The following is a 20,130-nucleotide window of genomic DNA, read 5'->3' as shown; positions in this document are numbered from 1 at the left end:
CTTTGACGCGCCATGGACATATTCTCAACTTGAAATCGACCGACAATCGAGCCGCCGTTTGAGGGTTGGACATGAGCACGAAAACGATTGGCAAGCAGAGGCCCTCAGGAGCTGAACACGCGTCATTGCAAACGCAATTCTCCAGATACGATCGCACGACGTTTTCTGGATTTGTTTACGACCGCGCCGATCTCGGCCGGCGCTACACCGTCGAGCTGCTCGTCGATGGCGAGCCATACATGTCATCATTGTGTGACGAGTTTGTAACAGAGCTGGCCGATGCCGGAATCGGCGACGGGCGATTTGGCTTTACCTTCAACGTGCAGGATGAGGTCGGCGCGAACGCCGGGATCGTCGAGGCGCGACTGGCCAATATCGGAGGTGCTGTCGGTGTGCCGATTCGCTGCGATGTCGCAGCTCCGGACGCGCAGTGGCACCGGATCGGCGAAATCAAATGGGCCGGAGGTCTGCGCTTCGAGGGCTGGCTTTCGCAGGACGTCGACGAAGACATCGAGATTCTGATCGCGCAGCGGCCGGTGATGACCGTGAAGCCGACCGGGTGGACCAACGTTGCGCGGGGCGGCGAGTTCGGCGTCGGTCGCCGGATCGATTTTCATCTGCCCGAGCATTTTGCCGACGGCCGCGTGCGCGGGCTGTCCGCACGGACAGTTTCGGGACGGAGCGTGATCTCGGAGCCGATCGCATTCGTCGCTTTCGAGCGCGGCCTGGAGCAGACCATCGCGGAGCTCGGACGCTGGGATAGCGAGCGGTTGCGCGGACAATTGTTCGATCAGCTGTTGCCCGCTTCGGTGCCGTTTCACACTTATCGCAGCTGGAAGGAGCGTTTCGCGCCGGCGATCGAGTCTGACGTTCCATCCGAGGCCGCGGTCGTCCTGATCGGCGAAGCCAGGGTGGACGAGAGCATCGAGAGCCTCGAGGCCCAACGGCATGCGGCGTGGTCGGCGGTGTGCCTGCCGGCGCGCGGGTTCAGCCGGTTCGATCCGGCGGCTGCGCGCGAGTTTATCGACGGCGATGCCGCGAGCAGCGCGTTCTTCGTCTTCTGCCTGAGCGGGACGATCCTCGCCGAGGATGCCTTGCAGCGCTTCGCCGACGTGTTCGCTTCCGAAGCCGGCTGCGATCTCGCCTATGGCGACGTCGAGGTCGCCGCGGGTGCCGGTGCGGTCTGGCCGCTGGCGTTTCCAGCATTCGATCTCGAACGTGCGCTCGAGCAGGGCTATGGCGCGTATTGCTTTGCAGTGCGCCGGGAGCGCGCCGTGGAGGCGCTGCGATCGGCGGCGTCGCTTTACGACATCTTCCTGTCCTGCGCTGAACCCGAGCGAACCTATCATCTGCCGGGGGCGGTTGCGGCGTTGCCGGGGATTGATGCGCCCACTGCAACCACCGAGCTTGTCGCCGCAAGCGAGGCGTATTTCGCGCGGGCTCGCGTCAAGGCGCATGTCGAGCCGCGGACAGCGGGTCTGCTTCCGGCCGTGCGGGTCAAGCGCGTCGTCGATTGGAATGAGCGCACCACGATCATCATCCCGACCAGGAATCGCGCCGAGCTTCTCAAGCGATGCATCGAGACGGTCTTGCCCGCCGCACATGAGACCAACGCCAGGATTCTCGTCGTCGACAACAGCTCGAGCGAGCCGGACGCGCTGGATTATCTGGAGGGCCTGTCCGACGACGAAATCGATGTGATTTCGGTCGAGGGGCCGTTCAACTTCGCAGCCATCAACAACGCTGCCGTCGATTGCGTCGATACGGATAACATCTGCTTTCTCAACAACGACATCGAGGCGCTCGATGACGGCTGGCTGGCGGAGATGCTGTGGCGGCTCGCGGCTCCCGATGTCGGAGCCGTCGGCGCCAAGCTGCTGTGGCCGAGCAGCGTCGTGCAGCATGGTGGGGTGGTGCTTGGCGCCAATTTCTCGGCTGCGCACGCCTTCAACGATCGGATGGATGGTGATCCCGGTTACGGCGATCTGCTCCAGGTCGCGCACGAATGCTCGGCGCTGACGGCGGCCTGCCTCTTGATGCGCAAGCGCGATTTCCTGGCGGTCGGCGGCATGGACGAGATCCGCTTCCCGATCAGCTTCAACGATATCGATCTGTGCCTGAAGCTGCGCCAACTCGGAAAGCGGATTGTGTTCACGCCGGACGCAAAACTCGTGCATCTGGAATCGGCCAGCCGGGGCCGCGATTCCGCGCCGGATCGCAAGGCACGCTTCGGGCGCGAGCTGGCGATGCTGCGCGCGAAGTGGGGCGCGGTGCTGCTGGACGATCCCTATTACAGCCCGCTGCTGGGGCTGGACTCGACGCCGTTCTCGTCGCTCGCATGGCCGCCGCGGTCATGGAAGCCGCGCGCCAACCTCCCGCCTCAACCGACCATGCCTCCGATCGGGATGTAGCGGCACGTCCTCGGCCACCCAGTCGAGGACGGCGGCAATCGCGTCGTCGGTATCAAGCCCTGGCTGCAGCTTCAGGTCGGTGTTTCGGCTGCGTCCCGGTGGTGCCGGACTCCATTCGATCGCGGCAGTGGGCAATCCGGTTGCCAGCAGCGCGTCCACCAGCGGATGCCCGAATGCCGGTTCGCCGATGTCGAGAACCAGTTTCGTGATGCCGTGACCATCGATCAGCGTCGCGACGTCGTCGACGCCGATTGCGCCGGCGACCGTGACGTTCGCGCGCTGCATCAGCTTGAGATCGTCGAGGGTGGTACCCAGCACGATGATCGCGGCGTCTTCGTCGGCTTCGGCCATTTGATCGCTCAACGCTCTCACGAAACGAAATTCCGCTGCGCTAGCGTGCAGGGCCAGCAGACCGAGACGCGCCGGGCCGTTCACGGCGCGCGGTGGCACCGGCTGTGCCGCTGGGGCGCTCAGCCTGGTCGCCTGCAGGCCGAGCACCGCGTCGGAGAACTCGGCCCCGTTTTCGCCGATCACCATCACGCGCCGGGCCCGTTCGACGAGACCTGTCCAGTCCGGATGCACGCCAGATCCAGTCACGGCGCGCGTTGCAAATGCGGTGTCGGTGACCAGGAGGTCGTAGGCGAAATGTTGCGTGAGCTGTGCCAGGCAGGCGCCGGGGATGCGGTTTGGTTCCGCGATCACGAGCGATTCGATTCGGAGATCGACGAGACACTTCAGCAAGGCCTCGCGGCCCTCGGGCGTCGCAACGTCGAGTGTGATCGACTGCGGGGCCCCGCCATCCGGATCGAAGATCGCGGCCATCCGGCGTTCTCCGGCGGTGCGGAAGTGAACGACCAGGCCGCGCTTGTCGTCCGCCGCCAGTTGCCTGCATCGCCTGACGGCGATCTCGCGGCCGATCGAGGAGCCGCAGAGGATGACGTGCGGGTCGTCGGCGCGCCGTTCGTTCGAGAGTAGCTTGAGCTCAAGCGCCGCGCGGCAATCGCGCAGCGGATCGGCAATCAGGAACGCCGCGCATTCCGTCGCATAGCGCTGGTATCGGTGCTCGAGGACGCGAAGATTGCGCAGCACCAGGGAACGCTTCTCGCCGAGAAACGAGCGAGAACCCTCGTGTCCGACAAAGACTGACGGGATGCAAACGTTGCGGAAACCGGCCTCGGTGGCGCGCAGACAGAAGTCGACGTCTTCGAGATAGCCGCGATAGAAGTCGTCGGAGAGCTCGTGCACGGCGTCGAGGCATTCGCGGGTGATGTAGAGGCAGAACCCGATGCCGTTGGGGATGTCGATGGCCATCCCGGAATTCGCCGTGCCGGCTAATTCGTCGAGCAATTCCAGCTCGCCGGGCGAGGGCAGGGGATTCGACCGGTTCGGGACCGGAAAGCTGGTATATTCGCCGTTGTTCGAGAGCGGGGTCGCCGTGCCCACGCGCGGCGTCGATCGCACCGCGCTTCGCAAGCGTTGCAGCGCATATTTCGGCACGATCGTGTCCGAGTTCAGCAGCACGACGTCGCCCGCACCCGTCTCGCCGAGGGCCCGGTTGATCGCGCCGACAAAGCCGAGATTGTGCGCGTTGGTCAGCAGCCGGATGCGCAACTCCGCAGCCAGTTCGCCGAGCAGATGCTTGATGGCGGGTTCGGGCGAGGCATCATCGACGACGACGATGGTCGAGCCGGGCGTGCAGGCGACGGCCGACAATGCGCTCTCGATGCAGGCACGCGTTGCGTCCAGATCCCGGTAGACCGGGATGATGATGGTGAGCGGGGGCGTTTCGCCATTGCGCGCGCGAGGCGGGCGCTGGGGTGTATTGCGGCGATCCGGTGCACGGTTGGCCGGGAGTTGAATGCTTGCGATGACGTGGTCCGCCTGTGCGATCTCGAGGCGTTGCGAGCTCGCGGACGCCGGCCGCATCAGGCGGAAGCTCGCAGCGCGTCGCCCGTTGAGCGCGAATCTGTGACGGGGGTCGGCGGGAAGCTGGATGGTGCTGGATTGGTCGGCCTGCGCCAGTGAAAGATATGGATCGTCCGACCCTCGCCACGTCACCCATCCCTTCACCTCCTCGTCGAGGAAGTCGACGCGGGCGCAGCTGTCCTGGCCGTTCTGCTCGAGCAGCAGCAGCGCGCTCCTGACTGAATCCGCATCGTCATCGCGCCGCGCGATGCTTCGTGCGGCTTCGAGCTGCGGGAGGCCGTCGCCCCACGCCATCATCCGCCGAGCGGCGACAAGATCGTCCGGTTCGAGCTCGAGCGCCCGGGCTACGCTCGCGACAGCCGCATCCCTGAGATCGAGGCGAAACAGCGCCTCCGCGCGCAGCAGATGGGCGCGGGCGCCGGGATGCGGCAGGATCCGGCAGCGGCGGTCGGCAAGCGCGAATGCGCGCCGGAAATCACGTGCCTCGAGCGCGCCGACAGCGGCCCGCTCGAGATCGACGTGATGCAGCGTTTTGGACGTAAAGGCGATCCTGCGCGCGTCGGCGGTCAAATGTCGCCCTTGTCTGCGCGCATGGTCAGCCCGCCGTCTTGACGGCGTTCTGCCGGCTCCGGAACACGCGCACCCGTCCCTCGAGGCGCGGCGCCTCCTGGCGGGGCATCGGGGCGACGGGTTCAGCGCGCCTCGGCTGCCGCGGCGCCAGCGGCGCTGCCTGCACCCGGTGCTCTTCGACACTGAGCTTGAGGCCCACCAGCGGCTCCCGGCCTGAAGGCCCGGCCACCACGATCCGGTTCCCGGTCACGCGCAGGGCCGGAGCGCCCAGGAAGATGGTTTCGGCTGCGATGGTGTAGCGATCCGCGCCGGGGCCCGTGGCTTCCAGCGAGAACCCCGTGATGGCCAGCGCGCGTCCCCGGGTTCCGGCAAAGGTTCCAAGCGGAACGAACTGGTTGTCGCCCCGCTGCGGTCTCGCGAACTTGACCGCATATTGCAGGTTGAGATCGTAGGGCTTGTTCGGCCAATCGAGGGAAATTCCCTCGATCCGGGCCGGAGCAGCCGGTCCGGCAATCCAGGTATTCGGGCCGACCGTAACGTCGCCCAGACCCGCGACATGCGCCAACAGCTTGAGATCGCTCGGCTCGCCACGGTCAAGGCCAGGGTCGGGCTCGTGCGTATCGAACGGCTGGCTGGCGGGCTGCGCGGCCGGCTGTCCCTGGGTCAGCGGTTCGATCTTGATATTGGCGGCGGTCGACCCGCCGGCGCGCCCTGCCGTGACCTCGACGATCAGGCGGCTTGGCCGGGCGACCGACACGACCAGCGCGGTCTCGGGCGCGAACAGGGTTCCATTAGCCCCGTCGGGCCCGGTAATAATGTTACAATTGTTAGTGCTGGCGCGATCCGCATATACCCGCACCACCGGAGGTGATGTCTTGTCTTCCGCGCCATTGTAGCGAACAAGGAAAAGCCCTCGTGCCAGGTCAATGGTTTTTTGCTGAATCTGTTCGTTCATGGTCGCCTGCGAGCCTAACGGATGGGTCGATATGTTTCTCACACAGTGTGCCCCAAAAATCTGTGTGATAGAAGGGGGCTTAATGTTAATCCGGTGAGATAGTTTCGCACGTGCATATCGAAGACACCCTGCCGGTCATGGTATCGACCCTGACCCCAATCGAAGACCGCGCGGCCGGGGGGCGCGCTCGCCCGCCAATGAACGTCCTCTTCGTCCACAACAACTTTCCAGCCCAGTACCGCCACATTGCGCGTGCGCTCGCCGAGCGGCCCGGAAACAAGGTCGTCGCGGTCGGCTCATCGACCGCGAGCACGACGCGGGATATCCGGCTGCTCAAATATTCGACGACCAAGTCGGACTCCGCGATGGTGCATCCGTTTGCGCGCCGCTTCGACGTCGAAGCACGGCGTGCCGAAGAGGTGCTGTATGCGCTGTCGTCGCTGTCGGGGCAGGGCTTCGTCCCCGACCTGATCTTCGCGCATCCCGGCTGGGGCGAGACGCTGCCGCTGCGCACGATGTTTCCGAAGGCGCGGATCATCCTCTATTGCGAGTTCTACTACGGTGCCGAGGGCAGGGACGTCGGCTTCGATCCCGAATTTCCCATGACGGGCCTCGACGGCAATGTCGCGCTCCATCTGAAGAATGCGACCACGCTGCTGGCGCTCACCGAATGCGACACGGGTGTTTCGCCGACGCCATGGCAGAGGTCGACCTTTCCCCGCGAGTTTCAAGGCAAGATCGAAGTGATCCACGAGGGCGTCGACACCGACGAGGTGAAGCCCAACCCCGTCGCGCGGTTTCAGCTTCCGAACGGCGCGACACTCTCCGCGGACGACGAAGTGATCACCTACGTCTCGCGGAACCTCGAGCCGGTGCGCGGATTCCATGTCTTCATGCGAGCCCTGCCGAGGATCATGGCCGCGCGGCCCAATGCGCAGGTGGTGATCGTCGGCGGCACCGGCACGTCGTATGGCGCGAATCCGCCGGAGGGTTCGAGCTGGAAGTCGATGTTCCTGGGCGAAGTCAGGTCGGACATTGATCTTCGCCGCGTGCATTTCCTCGGCCGGATTCCCCGGGGACCGTATCTCGAACTGCTGCAGATCTCATCGGTGCACGTCTACCTGACCTATCCATTCGTGCTGTCATGGTCGCTGCTGGAAGCCATGAGCGCGGGATGCGCGGTGGTGGCATCAGATACGGCGCCGCTGCGCGACATCATCTCGGACGGCAACGGCCTGCTGACGCCGTTTTTTGATATTGATGCGCTGTCGGATCAGGTAATCTCGGTGCTGTCACGGCCCAAGGCCTTCAAGAAGATGCGGATGAAGGCGCGGAGCTTCGTGAGGGACAATTACGACGCAAAGCGGGTCTGTCTGCCCCGGATGCTGACGCTCGTTGATGAAGGTGTCCTCCCGCGCACGCACGGGGGATAACGCCAGGAGCTAGCGATGCCGCTTGTCATCTCGGTTGCCCAGCGCAAGGGCGGGGTCGGAAAGACGACTCTTGCGGTTCTGCTGGCCGCAGAATTGGACCGGCGCACGGGCGTGGTGGGACTGGTCGACGCCGACTCCCAGGCGTCGGCCTGCCACTGGGCGGAGCCCGGCAATCTGACGTTTCCCGTCTACCAGCTTGATCCGGAAACCCGCCCCGTGGCCGAATGGGCCAAGCTGATGCGCCAGATTCCGCATCAGATCATCGTGGTGGACTCCGCGCCCAACGACCGGGTGCTCGGCGCCGTGCTCGCCGTCGCCAACATCGTGCTAATGCCGTGCACGCCGTCGGGCCTCGACATCGAGGCGACCGCGCGGACGATCGACATCGTGCGCGAGGTGCGCGCAGCGCGGCGAACGGCGCTCCGCGCCATGATCGTGCCCAACCGCGTCGACCAACGCACGCTCGAAGGCCAGCAGCTGATCGAGGAGCTGGATACGCTCGACGAAGAGATCGGACCGATGATCGGAAGCCGCTCAGCCTATGTTCGCGCCGTGGCGCTCGGACAATCGGTGGCCGATTTCGCCGGCGGCACGCCCGCGGATCTCGAGATCAAGATGCTCGCCGATCTCGTCATGAGCTGGTGCGGGATCGCGCCCCGGCAACGCGTGACGGTCTAACAGAGCGCGCCGGCTGCTTCACGTCAGGCTGACCATGCCTGTATGGGAATAAGAAATCCTGCGCTGCAACCAATCCTGCATCTGACGGCGGCGGCCGCAGAAATCGCGGGAAAAGAGCCCCAAAAGACAAAAACGCCATGATCTGTTGAGTCTCACGCGCGTTATCATTCGGCAGCTGAAAGGCTTGCCGGCGCGGGAACCCGGCTTGGTTAATGGACTGCTCTGGCGCTTCTGAGCATTTGAAGCAAATGCCGCCGCGCGCCTGAGCCTTAACTCAAGACATTTCCCGTACTTGCTTCCCGTCACTTTGGGGAGTGAAGAGTGTACAGCGTCAAGAGAGTGATGGCCTTGCTTCTGGCCATCGTCGCGCTCGGGACAAGCGCGCAGCACACCCAGGCCGGAATGATCGGATTCCCGCTGCCGCTCGGCGGCGTGGTCGAGAAAATCCGCTTCAGCGAGCCGACGCTGGCGCCGATGGCCTACACCATGTTCTGCATGCGCTATGCCGACGAATGCAAGCCGAAACCCCGCGCTCGCATGGTGTTCCGCGGCGGCGCCACACATCTGACCAAGCAGCGCATCGCCGACCTGATCGAGGTCAACGCCTCGGTCAACCGTCGCATCGTGCCACAGCGCAACGAACGCGGCCTCGCCGGCGAGGAATGGCTGATCAATCCGGCGCGCGGCGATTGCAACGATTACGCCGTCAGCAAGCGCCATGAACTCCTGGCGCGCCGCTGGCCGATGCGCAATCTGCTGCTGAGCGAGGTGGTGACCTCCTGGGGCGAGCATCATCTCGTGCTGGTGGTCCGCGTCGAGGGCGGCGACGTCGTGCTCGACAATCTGAACGCGCAGATCCGCACCTGGTCGCAGGTGCGCTATCGCTGGGTCAGGATGCAGACCCCGGCAAACCCCGATCACTGGGCCGCGATCGCGCAGGCCGGCGCCTGAATTTCCTGGGTTGACCCGATCGATTGAACGTGGCGCGGCGAGACATTTCGCCGCGCCACGTTGCATGTGAGGAAGGCGGAAGATCGCGAAGGCCGCGACGGCGCGCGGAACGATCGGAGGCGTGACCGGTTGATCCCGATCCAACCCATCGAGGCATCGATATGAAGCTGGCCGGCCTTGTCACGATTGCGACGCTGGTCGTCGCCACAGCCGGTCCGGTGCTCGCGCAAGGCACCGGGCAGACCACGCAGGGCGGACAGCGCTATTCGATCGATGGACCGGGCGGCGGCGTTCCGACATCGCGGCCGCAGGCGACCCGGCCGGTCCCGCCGGCAACACCGGTTTACCCTTACGGCAGGCCGTCACGCCACAGGCCGCCGGTCGGGCAGCGGACCAACGTTCCGCTGGGCTCGCGTTAACCGTCACTGTTGAAGCAAATCCGTTCGGTCTTAACGCTATTCCCATCTGCATTTTGCCGCGCGGGATGGAATGTCGTACCCATGCGACCATTGCATGTGTTGAGGCGCGGGATTGGCCCGCGCAGGGACGGCATCTTCAATGGCGAGCAGGGGTTCGATCCTCATCACGGGCGGCGCGGGATATATCGGGTCCCATTGCGCCAAGGCCGTTGCCGAGGCCGGGTTTCTCCCGGTCGTCTATGACAATCTGTCCACCGGCCACCGCAACTTCGTGCAATGGGGCCCGCTCGTCATCGGCGATGTCGCCGATCACGGCAAGATCGCCGCCACCATCCGCGAGCACAATGCGCTCGCGGTGATGCATTTCGCCGCGTTCAGCGCGGTCGGCGAGTCCGTCGCGGATCCGCAGAAATACTACGGCAATAACGTTGCCGGCACACTTGGCCTGCTGCGCGGCATGCGGGAGGCGGGCTGCGACCGCCTGGTGTTTTCCTCGACCGGCGCCGTCTATGGCAACGCCGGGCGCGATCCCATTCCCGAGAGCGCCGCAGGGCCGACCGTCAATCCCTACGGCCGCTCCAAATACATGATCGAGCAGATGTTGGCCGATTATCGCGCGGCCTATCAGTTCAATTCGGTCTGCCTGCGCTATTTCAACGCCTGCGGCGCCGATGCCTCCGGCACCATCGGCGAGCTGCGCGATCCCGAGACGCATCTCATTCCGCGCGCGCTGATGGCGCTGCTCGGGCACGTGCCTGACTTCGCGATCTTCGGCGAGGATTACGAGACGCCTGATGGCACCGCGGTGCGCGACTATATCCATGTCGACGATCTCGCCGCCGCCCATATCGCAGCGCTCGAGCTGCTGCTGAGGGGCGACGCCGGCGGCGTGTTCAACCTCGGCACCGGCACCGGCTATTCGGTGCGCGAGGTGCTCGACGCGATCCGCGCCGAGACCGGCGAAGCGGTGCCATGCGTGGTGCGCGAGCGCCGGGCCGGCGATCCGCCGATCCTGGTGGCCGACCCCTCCAAGTCGGAAAGCGGTCTCGGCTTCAAGGCGAGCCGGTCCGATCTCGGCCACATCATTCGCTCGGCCTGGGCCTGGCACCAGAAGGCGCATCCGCGCCGGCGTTAAAGCGCGAGGAGATCAGGTTGAATCGTCATCGCGCTTTAGCTTGCGGAGTTCTCCGCGCGCGATTTCAGCCGGCCGAACTGGCTGCGCAGCACCAGCAGGATGAAGTGACCCGCGCCGATGCCGGCAAAACCTCCCGCGACCTTGACGATCGCGTCGAGCAGCCGGCCGTGACGGTCCGGTGTCAGCAACTGCATCGCCTCGAGCGTGAACGCGCTGAACACGACAAACAGCACGATCAGCGCGGTACGCCGCGGGTACCCCAGCACAAAGGCCAGTCCCATCACGGCATAGGCGGCGAAGCGCTCGGCCTGCGGATGCAAGAACGACGGACGGTCCTGGATTGGAGATAAGGTGACGAACGCGATGAAGACCAGCGCAAGCCAGCCGGCAACCACCGCAAACGTCTTGATCTTCGAAACAAGCAAAAAACTATTCCCGATCCCTGTGCCACGCCGCGCCCGCGCTGGAATTAGCGCATCGCCTGTGCCCGCGATAATTAAATGCCCGCCGAAGGTTAATCTCGCCGCCGTCTGTGACATTGCTCACGGTGCCGGCGCGTTGGGACCGTGATGATGGGCGAGCAGGCGCGCATCCAATTTAGGTATTTAAATACCTTGATCTGAAGCTCGCTCTCATTCCATCTGCATCTGATCGATGGAACCTGCGGCGCTTGCGCGGGTTCCCGGGATGGTGCACCTGACGAAAAAATAAGCTTTGCGTCGCGGATCCATTCATAGGCCGTTCACGGCGCGAAGCCTCATTTGATGCCGGACTATCGCAACGCTCACTCTCGGAGGCCAAAGTGCGTCTGCTCGTCGTTGAGGATGACCCGGATCTGAACCGCCAGCTCACCACCGCGCTGACGGACGCCGGCTATGTGGTCGATCGCGCGTTCGACGGTGAGGAGGGGCATTTCCTTGGCGACAGCGAGCCCTATGACGCCGTCGTGCTCGATATCGGCCTGCCGAAGATGGACGGTATCTCGGTGCTCGAGGCCTGGCGGCGGAACAAGCGGGTGATGCCGGTGCTGATTCTCACCGCGCGCGACCGCTGGAGCGACAAGGTTCAGGGCTTCGATGCCGGCGCCGACGATTACGTCGCAAAACCCTTCCATCTCGAGGAGGTGCTGGCGCGGATCCGCGCGCTGCTGCGCCGCGCCACCGGGCATGCCCAGGTCGAGCTGAACTGCGGGCCGGTGGCGCTCAATACCCGTACCAAGCGGGTCACCGTCAACGGTAACCCGATCAAGCTGACCTCGCACGAATACAATCTGCTCGATTATCTGATGCATCACACCGGGCGCGTGGTCTCGCGCACCGAGCTGGTCGAACATCTCTATGACCAGGACTTCGACCGCGACTCCAACACGATCGAGGTGTTCGTCGGCCGCATCCGCAAGAAGCTGGAAGTCGATATCATCCAGACCGTTCGCGGCTTGGGCTACATGCTGTCGCCGCCGACCTAGGGCATGATCCGGACCCGGAGGGCCGCGTCAGCGCAAAGTGCGCAGCGGTTTTCCCTCGCGACAAACGCGTAGCGTTTGCGCGGAGATCATGCTCTTAAAGCGTTTTCGAGCGAAGCGGGTACCGGTTCGCTCGCGTGAAGAAAACGCGACCAAACAAAAGGATGAGAGCAGATCCTATTCCATAGGATCATGCTCTTAGAGCGCTTGATCGGCGTACACGGGCATTGTCATGATCCGCGCCGGGAGGACTGGATTCGCTGATGTCGCCGCCCGCTGACACGACGTTCGAGCTCGTCCCCTGATGGGCGGCAGCTCACTTGCGACCCGCCTGTTCGTCTCGGCGACCGCCTGGGTGGTGGTGATCCTGGCGATCACCGGCGTCATCCTGTCGTCGGTCTATCGCGACGCGACCGAGCGCGCCTTCGACCGCAGGCTCAATCTCTATCTGCGCACCCTAATCGCCGAGGTGGCGACGCCGGACGAGCCGGCCGACCGCCAGTTCCAGTCGCTCGGCGAACCGCTGTTCGACCTGCCGCTGTCGGGCTGGTACTGGCAGATCACCCGCACCGATACCGAGAAGGGCGAGACCCGCGCCTCGCGCTCGCTGTGGGACAAGAAGCTGCCCAAGCTCGAGGAGCACGGCGCCGAGCTGACCGCCGCCGGTGTCCGCCTCGGCTATGTCGACGGGCCCGAAGGCCAGAGCCTGCGCGTGGTGGAGCGGCCGGTCGATCTCGGCGTCGACGGCAAGTTCCTTGTCAGCGTCGCCGGTGACGCCACCGAGATCTTCGATGAGACGCGCAGCTTCGACTATTACCTCGGCGGCACCTTCGCCGCCCTCGGTATTGTGCTGCTGCTGACCACGATCTTCCAGGTGCGCTATGGCCTGGCGCCGCTCAAGCGGATTTCGGATGCGATCGCCGATATCCGCTCCGGCCGTGCCGAGCGGCTGGAGGGCCGCTTCCCCGTCGAGATCGCGCCGCTGGCGCGCGAGACCAACGCGCTGATCGACGCCAACCGGGAGATCGTCGAGCGCTCGCGCACCCATGTCGGCAATCTCGCCCATGCGATCAAGACACCGCTATCGGTGATCGTGAACGAGGCCGCTTCGCATGGCACAGATCCCTTTGCCAGCAAGGTGCTGGAGCAGGCCGATGTGATGCGGGATCAGGTCGCGCACCATCTCGAGCGCGCGCGGATCGCCGCCCGCGCCACCATCGTCAGCACCATCACCGACGTCGCGCCTGCCATCGAGGCGCTGCGCCGGACCATGGAGAAGATCCATCGCGACCGCGACCTCTCGATCGAGGCGAAGGCCGATCCGGCGGCGCGGTTCCGCGGCGAGCGGCAGGATCTGGAGGAGATGGTCGGCAATCTCGTCGACAACGCCTGCAAATGGGCGGCCTCGCAGGTGTTCATCGAGGTCAGCGTGATCCCGCCGGAGGCGTCGGGCGCCGGGCCCAGGCTGCGCATCGTGGTCGACGACGATGGACGCGGCCTGTCGGAGGACGAACGCGCCAAGGTCGCCCGGCGCGGCCAGCGGCTCGACGAATCGAAGCCCGGCTCGGGGCTCGGCCTGTCGATCGTGACCGATCTTGCCGGCCTCTATGGCGGCAAGCTCACCCTGAGCGACGCGCCGATCGGCGGCCTGCGGGCCGAGCTGGTGTTGCCGGCGGTGTAGGACAGGATGAGTTTGGATCGAATCGGTTCGGCCACGGACTTGCTTCACCTCTCCCCAACGGGAGAGGTCGAAGCAAAGCGGGTGAGGGGCCGCAGCGCTAACGAGAGACCGTAATCCCTCACCCGGCGCTACGCGCCGACCTCTCCCAAGGGAGAGGTAAACCTCCGCTGCCGATCCAGCTCAACTCAATCCCATTAGGCTTGAGACCCGTGCGAGACCGGCCTCGGGACCGCATTATTCCTAAACGGCTTCTTAACGCGCGCCCCTCTATCATCGCGGGCGGACGGGCTGCGGCGTTTGCCGGGCACCAAGCTTTCACGACCGGGCGCATGAGCCAGAAATCGACAGAGCGGCTGAGGGATTATCTCGCGCAGCTTCCGCCGCAATCGCAGGCGCTGCTGATGCGGGAGCTGGAGCGCGCCGTCGAACGTGGCGATGATGTGGCCGTCGCCAATCTGGTGCTGGAGCAGCTGCGCAAGATCGTGCGCGGGGCCGAGGAGGACGAGCGGATCGAGCCGCGCAGCGACGATCCGGCGCGGCTCCTGTTCCGGCCGCTCGAGCCGTTCCTCGCCGAGACCAATTTCCCGACCCGGCCCGGCCAGCTCCGGCGCGCCTCGCTGCTGCCGATCTGGCAGTGGCTGGCCCGCGAGGGCGCGCCTGAGGCTGCCCGCGCATTCGAGGCGGCGCTGGCGACGGCCACCGAGAGCGGTCCGATGGAGATCGCCGCGCGCAAGTTCCAGCTCGCCGCGGCGGAAGCCATCCTCAAGATCGCCGGTCCCGCACAGGATGATCGTCAGCGCGCGCTGTCGCGTGTCGGCCCGCCGAGCGTGGTCGAGGATCTGCTGCCGATCGGCCTGGTGCTGCAGGCCCGCGAGGCCCTGGAAACCCTGGGCAGCCGGCTGCCGAGCCAGATCCGCGTGTTTGCCGATTCCCAGATCGCTTCCGCAATGGATGCGCTCAAACTGCCGTCGCTGCAGACGCCGCAGCTGTTGCCCTTCGCGCTGTCATTGATTGCACAGCGGCTCGCCGCGCCATGGCAGATCATCCGCCTCGCCATCAAGATGGCGGCCTCCGACGACGAGCTGCGGGTTGCGGCAACGCCCTACGGCATCGCCGTCACCATCGCGCTGCATGACCTGTCCTTCGTCGCCGCCTGCCTGCGCACCGACATCCGGCGCGGCCATTTCGATTATGTCGGCGAGCAGCTCAAGACCCTGCATGACGGGGTCCGCGGCCTGCGCACCGAGCTCGACCTGCGCAACGATTCCACCTGGGGGCGTCAGCTGACATCGGTCCGCGCCGACACCTCCAACGCGCTGCAATCGGAGATCGACAGCGTGCCGGGCCGGGTCCGCCGCATCCTGCGTCAGCGCGCCGACAAGGACATCACCGCCGGCGCCAAGATCGACCAGTCCGAGGTCGAGGACGCCGCCGCCCTGATCGATTTCGTCGCGGTGTGCCGCACCTATGCCAGCGAACTCGCCATCAACGAGGTGACGCTGCGGACCTTCTCCGACCTGCAACATTATGTCGAGCAGTCGACCGAGGGGCTGGTGCAGTCGCTGCGCGGCGGCGACGCCCGGGTCCGCGCCTTCCGCCAGCAGCAAGTCAAGGCCGCGATCCGCTTCTGCGAGGTGCTGTTCGGCCACGACTACGCGTCGCTGATGAACCGGGCGGCGGAGAACGCGGTGACCGGCGAGCGGAAGTCGACGCGCGCGGGATAGAGTAGCCGTCACCTCAATTTCTGGTGTTCTTCGCGATATTGATTCAGGCTGAGCCGATTTGCGCCGCCTGAGTAGTCAGGGTTGTCCCGCTGCTCAGGGTCGTCTTCCCAGCCACATCCGTCGCAAATCTCATACGCCCCTACCTCCGTCAGAACTTCGGAAGCGCAGCAAGGGCAAGGAAAGAGAGTTTTGTCGGTGTTGTCGGCCATCGCTTGCTTCAATAGCATGGCACCGTCATGCGCGAGCCTGTTCGACGGCAAACCGATGAGCCCGCCAGGCGGGACGACGAGCATTTGCGCAATTTCGGAATAATGGAAGTGTGGCGCTGATTTGCCCGACGTGTCAAGTCGGCATTCGAGCGCCGTCGGCGCCTTTGCATGGGGTTGTTTTCGATATTTTGGTGGTGCGCGCCTTCGCCCGGTAACGCCGTTGCAACGGCGCCGGAAGCCGCCCGATTCCGACCTTCGGCCGATCCAGCAATTGTCAATTGCCGGGCTCGCCGCACGTAGTGTAAAGCGATTCTAAGGCGGCTTGCCGGAAGCCGCCGTTCCATCCGGGAACCGCTTGATGACGCTGTGGTTTGTGTTCGCGCTGATGACGGTCGCGGCGATCTTTGCCGTGCTATGGCCGCTCAGCCGCCGCGGGCGGGCGGACAGTGGCGGCAGCGAGGTCGTGGTCTACCGCGACCAGCTCGCCGAAATCGACCGCGACATGGCCGCAGGGATCATCGGCGCCGCCGAGGCCGATGCCGCGCGGATCGAGATCAGCCGCCGGCTGCTTGCCGCCGCCGATCAGAGCGGACGCGAAGAACCGGTGCAGGGCAGTCTCAGCCTGCGGCGCACTGCTGCGATCGTCGCCCTGGTCGGATTGCCGGTGATTGCTTCGAGCTTCTATCTCGCGCTTGGCTCGCCGCGCCTCGGCGACTTTCCGCTCGCCGAGCGCAGCCGGGTGGCCGATGCCAACCAGCCGCTCGCCAATCTCGTCGCGCAGGTCGAGGCCCATCTGGAGAAGAACCCGACCGACGGCCGCGGCTGGACGGTGCTGGCGCCGGTGTTGTCGCGCCTTGGCCGCTACGATGACGCCGTCCGCGCCTATCGCAATGCCATCACCTATGCCGGCGACAGTGCCGATCGCCGCGCCGATCTCGGCGAGGCGCTCATGGGGAGCGCTGGCGGCGTCGTCACCGCGGACGCCAAGGCGGAGTTCGAGCGCGCCGTCGCGCTGAATGGCGACGACGCCAAGGCGAACTATTTCCTCGGTCTTGCCGCCGAGCAGGACGGCCGCAAGGCCGACGCCGCGGCGCTCTGGCAGAAGATGCTGGCGAAGGGGCCATCCGACGCGCCGTGGCGGCCGCTGGTGCAGGCTGCGCTGGTCCGGGTCGGCGGCAGTGTGCCCGGTGGCGTCAGCGCACCCGCGCTGCCGGATGGCGCGGTGGCCGCGGCCCAGGACATGAGCGAGGCCGATCGCGGCACCATGATCAAGGGCATGGTCGATCGGCTGGCGACGCGGCTGAAGACCAACGGCGACGATGTCGAGGGCTGGCTGCGGCTGGTCCGTGCCTATCTCGTGATGGGCGAGCGCGACAAGGCGATGAGCGCGCGCGCGGATGCCCGTCAGGCGGTCGCCAACGATGCGGATCGGTTGCGTCAGCTCAATGAAGGGCTGAAGACTCTCGGGCTTGATGGATAGAGCATGACGCCGAAAAGTGCACTGCGGTTTTCGGGAAACGTCATGCGCAGGGATAGACCATGACCAGGAAGCAACGGCGTTTGACACTGATCGGCTGCGCGCTTGTCGTGCTCGCGATCGCCGCGGGCCTGGTGCTGAACGCGCTGCGCGATTCCATCGTGTTCTTCTCGACGCCGTCGATGGTGGCCGAAAAGCATCTCGGCCCCGGCAAGCGCTTCCGCCTCGGCGGCCTCGTTGAGCAGGGCTCGCTCAAGCGCGGCGACAACCTCGCTGTGACCTTTACTGTCGGCGATGGCGGCGCGACGCTGCCGGTTGCGTACAAAGGCATCCTGCCGGATCTGTTCCGCGAGGGGCAGGGCGTCGTTGCCGAAGGCGCGCTCGACGCTGATGGCGTGTTCCGTGCCGACACCGTGCTCGCCAAGCATGACGAGACCTACATGCCGAAGGACGTCGCCGACGCCCTGAAGAAGCAGGGACACTGGAAGGACGATTACGCCAAACCAGGCAACATGCCGAGCGCCTCCGCGGCGCCGACCCAGGGAGCCATGCGGTGATCGCCGAAAGCGGACATTATGCCCTGGTGCTTGCGCTCGCGCTCGCGCTGATCCAGTCGATCGTGCCGATCGTCGGCGCGCGCTGGCGCGATGCCGCGTTGATGAACGTCGCGCGCTCGACCGCGCTCGCCCAGTTGCTGTTCGTCGCGGCGTCGTTCGCGGCGCTGGTGACGCTGCACGTCACCTCGGATTTCTCGGTCGCCAATGTCTACGAGAATTCGCATTCGCTGAAGCCGCTGCTCTACAAGATCACCGGCGTGTGGGGAAACCATGAAGGATCGATGCTGCTGTGGGTGTCGATCCTGGCGCTGTTCGGCGGCCTCGTCGCGGCGTTCGGCAACAATCTGCCGCTGTCGCTGCGCGCGCATGTGCTGGCGGTGCAGGCCTGGGTCGCCAGCGCGTTCTATCTGTTCATCCTCATCACCTCGAATCCGTTCCTGCGCATCGCCAATCCGCCGATCGAGGGGCGCGACCTCAATCCGGTGCTGCAGGACATCGGCCTCGCGGTGCATCCGCCGATGCTCTATCTCGGCTATGTCGGCTTCTCGATCTCGTTCTCGTTCGCGGTGGCGGCGCTGCTCGAGGGGCGGATCGACGCCGCCTGGGCACGCTGGGTGCGGCCGTGGACGCTGATGGCGTGGATCTTCCTGACGCTCGGCATCGCGATGGGCTCGTACTGGGCCTATTACGAGCTCGGCTGGGGCGGCTGGTGGTTCTGGGATCCGGTCGAGAACGCCTCGCTGATGCCGTGGCTTGCCGGCACCGCGCTGCTGCACTCGGCGCTGGTGATGGAAAAGCGCAACGCGCTCAAGGTCTGGACCGTGCTGCTGTCGATCCTGACCTTCTCGCTGTCGCTGCTCGGCACCTTCCTGGTGCGCTCCGGCGTGCTCACATCGGTTCACGCATTCGCCACCGATCCGACCCGCGGCGTGTTCATCCTGCTGATCCTGTTCGTCTTCATCGGCGGCAGCCTGTCGCTCTATGCCTGGCGCGCACCGGCGCTGAAGCAGGGCGGGCTGTTCGCGCCGATCTCCCGCGAAGGCGCGCTGGTGCTCAACAATCTCCTGCTCACCACCGCATGCGCGACGGTGTTCATCGGCACGCTGTATCCGCTGGCGCTCGAGGTGCTGACCGGCGAGAAGATCTCGGTCGGCGCGCCGTTCTTCAATTTCACCTTCGCGCCGCTGTTCGTGCCGCTGCTGCTCGCGGTGCCGTTCGGGCCGCTGCTGGCCTGGAAGCGCGGCGACCTGCTCGGCGCGGCGCAGCGGCTGATGGTCGCCGGCATCGTGGCGCTGGTGGCAATGGCCCTGGTGTTTGCGTGGACCTATGGCGGCGCGACCTTGGCGCCGCTCGCGATCGGGCTTGCGGCCTTCGTCATCATGGGGGCGCTGTGCGATCTCGCCGAACGGATCGCGCTGTTCCGGATTCCGTTCTCGCTCTCGCTGCGCCGGGCGCGTGGCCTGCCGCGTGCGACCTGGGGCACGGCGTTTGCGCATGCCGGCCTCGGCGTCGCGCTGATCGGGATCGTTTGCGAGACCACCTGGAACACCGAATATATCGGCTCCATGAAGCCGGACGACGTCGCCCGCGTCGCGGGCTACCAGCTGCGGCTCGACGGCCTGAATCCGCGGCAGGGGCCGAACTACCGCGAGATGGTCGCGCAATTCACCGTGACGCGTGACGGCGAGAAAATCAGCGTGATGACGCCGTCGAAGCGCAACTTCACGACCCGTGGCGCCTCGACGACCGAGGCCGCGCTGCTGACGCGCGGCGCAAGCCAGCTCTACATCTCGCTCGGTGATGCCTCGGCCGACGGCGCGATCGCGGTGCGCATCTATCACAAGCCGCTGGTGCTCATGATCTGGTGGGGGCCGGTGCTGATGGCGTTCGGCGGCTTGCTGTCGCTGTCCGACCGCCGCTTGCGGGTCGGCGCGCCGAAGCCGGCCAAAGCAGCCGCGCGCGCATTGCAGGCGGCCGAGTGATGCGGTCGCGCGCGCTTGCAGCCGCTCTTCTTACGGCGAGCCTGATGCTCGGCGCGATGCCCGCGCGGGCGGTGCTGCCCGACGAGATCATGGCGGATCCGGCCAAGGAGGCGAGGGCGCGCGAGCTCTCCAAAGAGCTGCGCTGCATGGTCTGCCAGAACCAGTCGATCGACGATTCGGAGGCGCCGCTGGCGCGCGACCTCCGCCTGCTGGTGCGCGAACGCATCTCGGCTGGCGACAGCGACCGCCAGGTGATCGATTTCCTGGTCGCCCGCTACGGCGAATTCGTGCTGCTGAAGCCGCGTCTCAACGAGCATACGCTGGTGCTGTGGCTGACGCCGCCGCTGGCGCTTCTGCTGGGCGGTCTTGCGCTCTGGCGCCTCGGCCGGCGCAAGGGCAACCCGGTCGCCGCCGGGGGCGATTCCGGCCCCGGACTGACGTCCGACGAGCAGGCGCGCCTCGAACGGCTGCTGGCGGCCGAATCCGCGCCGGACAAGCCGCTTTAGTTCCTTTCTAAGCCCTTAATTCGGCTGCGCTATTCTGCCGCAGCGCTGATCTGC

At 65.7% G+C, this 20,130-nt stretch carries 17 protein-coding genes; 13 read left to right on the top strand and 4 right to left on the bottom strand.

The annotated features are described in order from the left end of the window. Positions 1 to 125: 125 nt before the first annotated feature. On the top strand, positions 126 to 2,411 hold the full coding sequence (locus tag QDT69_RS01420; RefSeq protein ID WP_279704888.1) for a glycosyltransferase family 2 protein: 2,286 nt from the start codon (positions 126 to 128) through the stop codon (positions 2,409 to 2,411). Here the strand turns inward: QDT69_RS01420 and QDT69_RS01415 are convergent. Then, positions 2,352 to 4,907 (bottom strand): glycosyltransferase, encoded by a 2,556-nt coding sequence (locus QDT69_RS01415; RefSeq protein WP_279704887.1) that lies wholly within the window; start codon positions 4,905 to 4,907, stop codon positions 2,352 to 2,354. The two genes, QDT69_RS01420 and QDT69_RS01415, sit on opposite strands and share 60 nt — an antisense overlap. 25 nt (positions 4,908 to 4,932) lie before the next feature. Further along, a complete protein-coding gene (locus QDT69_RS01410) occupies positions 4,933 to 5,862 on the bottom strand; it encodes a hypothetical protein (RefSeq protein WP_279704886.1) in 930 nt (309 codons plus the stop codon). A 197-nt stretch (positions 5,863 to 6,059) separates the two neighbouring features. Here QDT69_RS01410 and QDT69_RS01405 point away from each other — a divergent pair, with 197 nt between their 5' ends. From QDT69_RS01405 to galE, 5 genes are all read left to right on the top strand, one after another. Then, complete coding sequence (locus tag QDT69_RS01405) at positions 6,060 to 7,295, top strand: glycosyltransferase family 4 protein (RefSeq protein WP_279704885.1); 1,236 nt, start codon at positions 6,060 to 6,062, stop codon at positions 7,293 to 7,295. Positions 7,296 to 7,310: 15 nt separating this feature from the next. Further along, positions 7,311 to 7,973: a ParA family protein gene (locus tag QDT69_RS01400; protein WP_279704884.1), complete on the top strand. Its 663-nt coding sequence runs from the start codon at positions 7,311 to 7,313 to the stop codon at positions 7,971 to 7,973. Between the two features lie 342 nt (positions 7,974 to 8,315). After that, complete coding sequence (locus QDT69_RS01395) at positions 8,316 to 8,924, top strand: transglutaminase-like cysteine peptidase (RefSeq protein ID WP_279704883.1); 609 nt, start codon at positions 8,316 to 8,318, stop codon at positions 8,922 to 8,924. Between the two features lie 161 nt (positions 8,925 to 9,085). After that, the gene (locus QDT69_RS01390; RefSeq protein WP_279704882.1) at positions 9,086 to 9,343 is read left to right on the top strand and encodes a hypothetical protein; all 258 of its coding nucleotides are present in this window, start codon (positions 9,086 to 9,088) and stop codon (positions 9,341 to 9,343) included. Positions 9,344 to 9,482: 139 nt separating this feature from the next. Further along, positions 9,483 to 10,478 (top strand): UDP-glucose 4-epimerase GalE, encoded by a 996-nt coding sequence (galE, locus tag QDT69_RS01385; protein WP_279704881.1) that lies wholly within the window; start codon positions 9,483 to 9,485, stop codon positions 10,476 to 10,478. A 35-nt stretch (positions 10,479 to 10,513) separates the two neighbouring features. Here galE and QDT69_RS01380 read toward each other — a convergent pair whose 3' ends face one another. Continuing rightward, the gene (locus tag QDT69_RS01380) at positions 10,514 to 10,903 is read right to left on the bottom strand and encodes a VanZ family protein (protein WP_279704880.1); all 390 of its coding nucleotides are present in this window, start codon (positions 10,901 to 10,903) and stop codon (positions 10,514 to 10,516) included. A gap of 377 nt (positions 10,904 to 11,280) precedes the next feature. Between QDT69_RS01380 and QDT69_RS01375 the strand changes: the two genes are divergently transcribed. The 3 genes from QDT69_RS01375 (at position 11,281) to QDT69_RS01365 (ending at position 15,345) form a co-directional block, all read left to right on the top strand. Further along, entirely contained in the window at positions 11,281 to 11,943 is a 663-nt protein-coding gene (locus QDT69_RS01375) for a response regulator transcription factor (RefSeq protein WP_016841655.1), read from the top strand. 301 nt (positions 11,944 to 12,244) lie between these two features. Then, complete coding sequence (locus QDT69_RS01370; protein ID WP_279704879.1) at positions 12,245 to 13,621, top strand: sensor histidine kinase; 1,377 nt, start codon at positions 12,245 to 12,247, stop codon at positions 13,619 to 13,621. Between the two features lie 329 nt (positions 13,622 to 13,950). Next, positions 13,951 to 15,345 carry a hypothetical protein gene (locus tag QDT69_RS01365; RefSeq protein ID WP_279704878.1) on the top strand — a complete coding sequence of 465 codons (1,395 nt, stop codon included), beginning with the start codon at positions 13,951 to 13,953 and terminating at the stop codon, positions 15,343 to 15,345. 8 nt (positions 15,346 to 15,353) lie between these two features. Here the strand turns inward: QDT69_RS01365 and QDT69_RS01360 are convergent, their stop codons facing one another. Then, positions 15,354 to 15,554 (bottom strand): CPCC family cysteine-rich protein, encoded by a 201-nt coding sequence (locus QDT69_RS01360; RefSeq protein ID WP_279704877.1) that lies wholly within the window; start codon positions 15,552 to 15,554, stop codon positions 15,354 to 15,356. 358 nt (positions 15,555 to 15,912) lie between these two features. On the opposite strand from QDT69_RS01360, the gene ccmI reads away from it, so the two are divergent. From ccmI to QDT69_RS01340, 4 genes are read left to right on the top strand one after another with little or no spacing between them, the layout of a single operon-like run. Continuing rightward, complete coding sequence (gene ccmI, locus QDT69_RS01355) at positions 15,913 to 17,034, top strand: c-type cytochrome biogenesis protein CcmI (protein ID WP_279704876.1); 1,122 nt, start codon at positions 15,913 to 15,915, stop codon at positions 17,032 to 17,034. Positions 17,035 to 17,093: 59 nt separating this feature from the next. Then, the gene (gene ccmE, locus QDT69_RS01350; RefSeq protein WP_279704875.1) at positions 17,094 to 17,588 is read left to right on the top strand and encodes a cytochrome c maturation protein CcmE; all 495 of its coding nucleotides are present in this window, start codon (positions 17,094 to 17,096) and stop codon (positions 17,586 to 17,588) included. Then, positions 17,585 to 19,570, top strand: coding sequence for a heme lyase CcmF/NrfE family subunit (locus tag QDT69_RS01345; RefSeq protein WP_279704874.1), 1,986 nt, complete (start codon positions 17,585 to 17,587; stop codon positions 19,568 to 19,570). The genes ccmE and QDT69_RS01345 overlap by 4 nt, the downstream gene beginning before the upstream one ends. Continuing rightward, a complete protein-coding gene (locus QDT69_RS01340; RefSeq protein WP_279704873.1) occupies positions 19,570 to 20,076 on the top strand; it encodes a cytochrome c-type biogenesis protein CcmH in 507 nt (168 codons plus the stop codon). Before QDT69_RS01345 ends, QDT69_RS01340 begins: the two co-directional genes overlap by 1 nt. The last annotated feature ends 54 nt before the right edge of the window (positions 20,077 to 20,130 follow it).

The sequence above is a fragment of the Bradyrhizobium sp. CER78 genome (assembly GCF_029846235.1).
In the GTDB taxonomy this organism is placed as follows: Bacteria; Pseudomonadota; Alphaproteobacteria; order Rhizobiales; family Xanthobacteraceae; genus Bradyrhizobium.
Note: the sequence above shows the minus strand (reverse complement) of the source record. Positions and strands in the feature narration are given on the sequence as shown.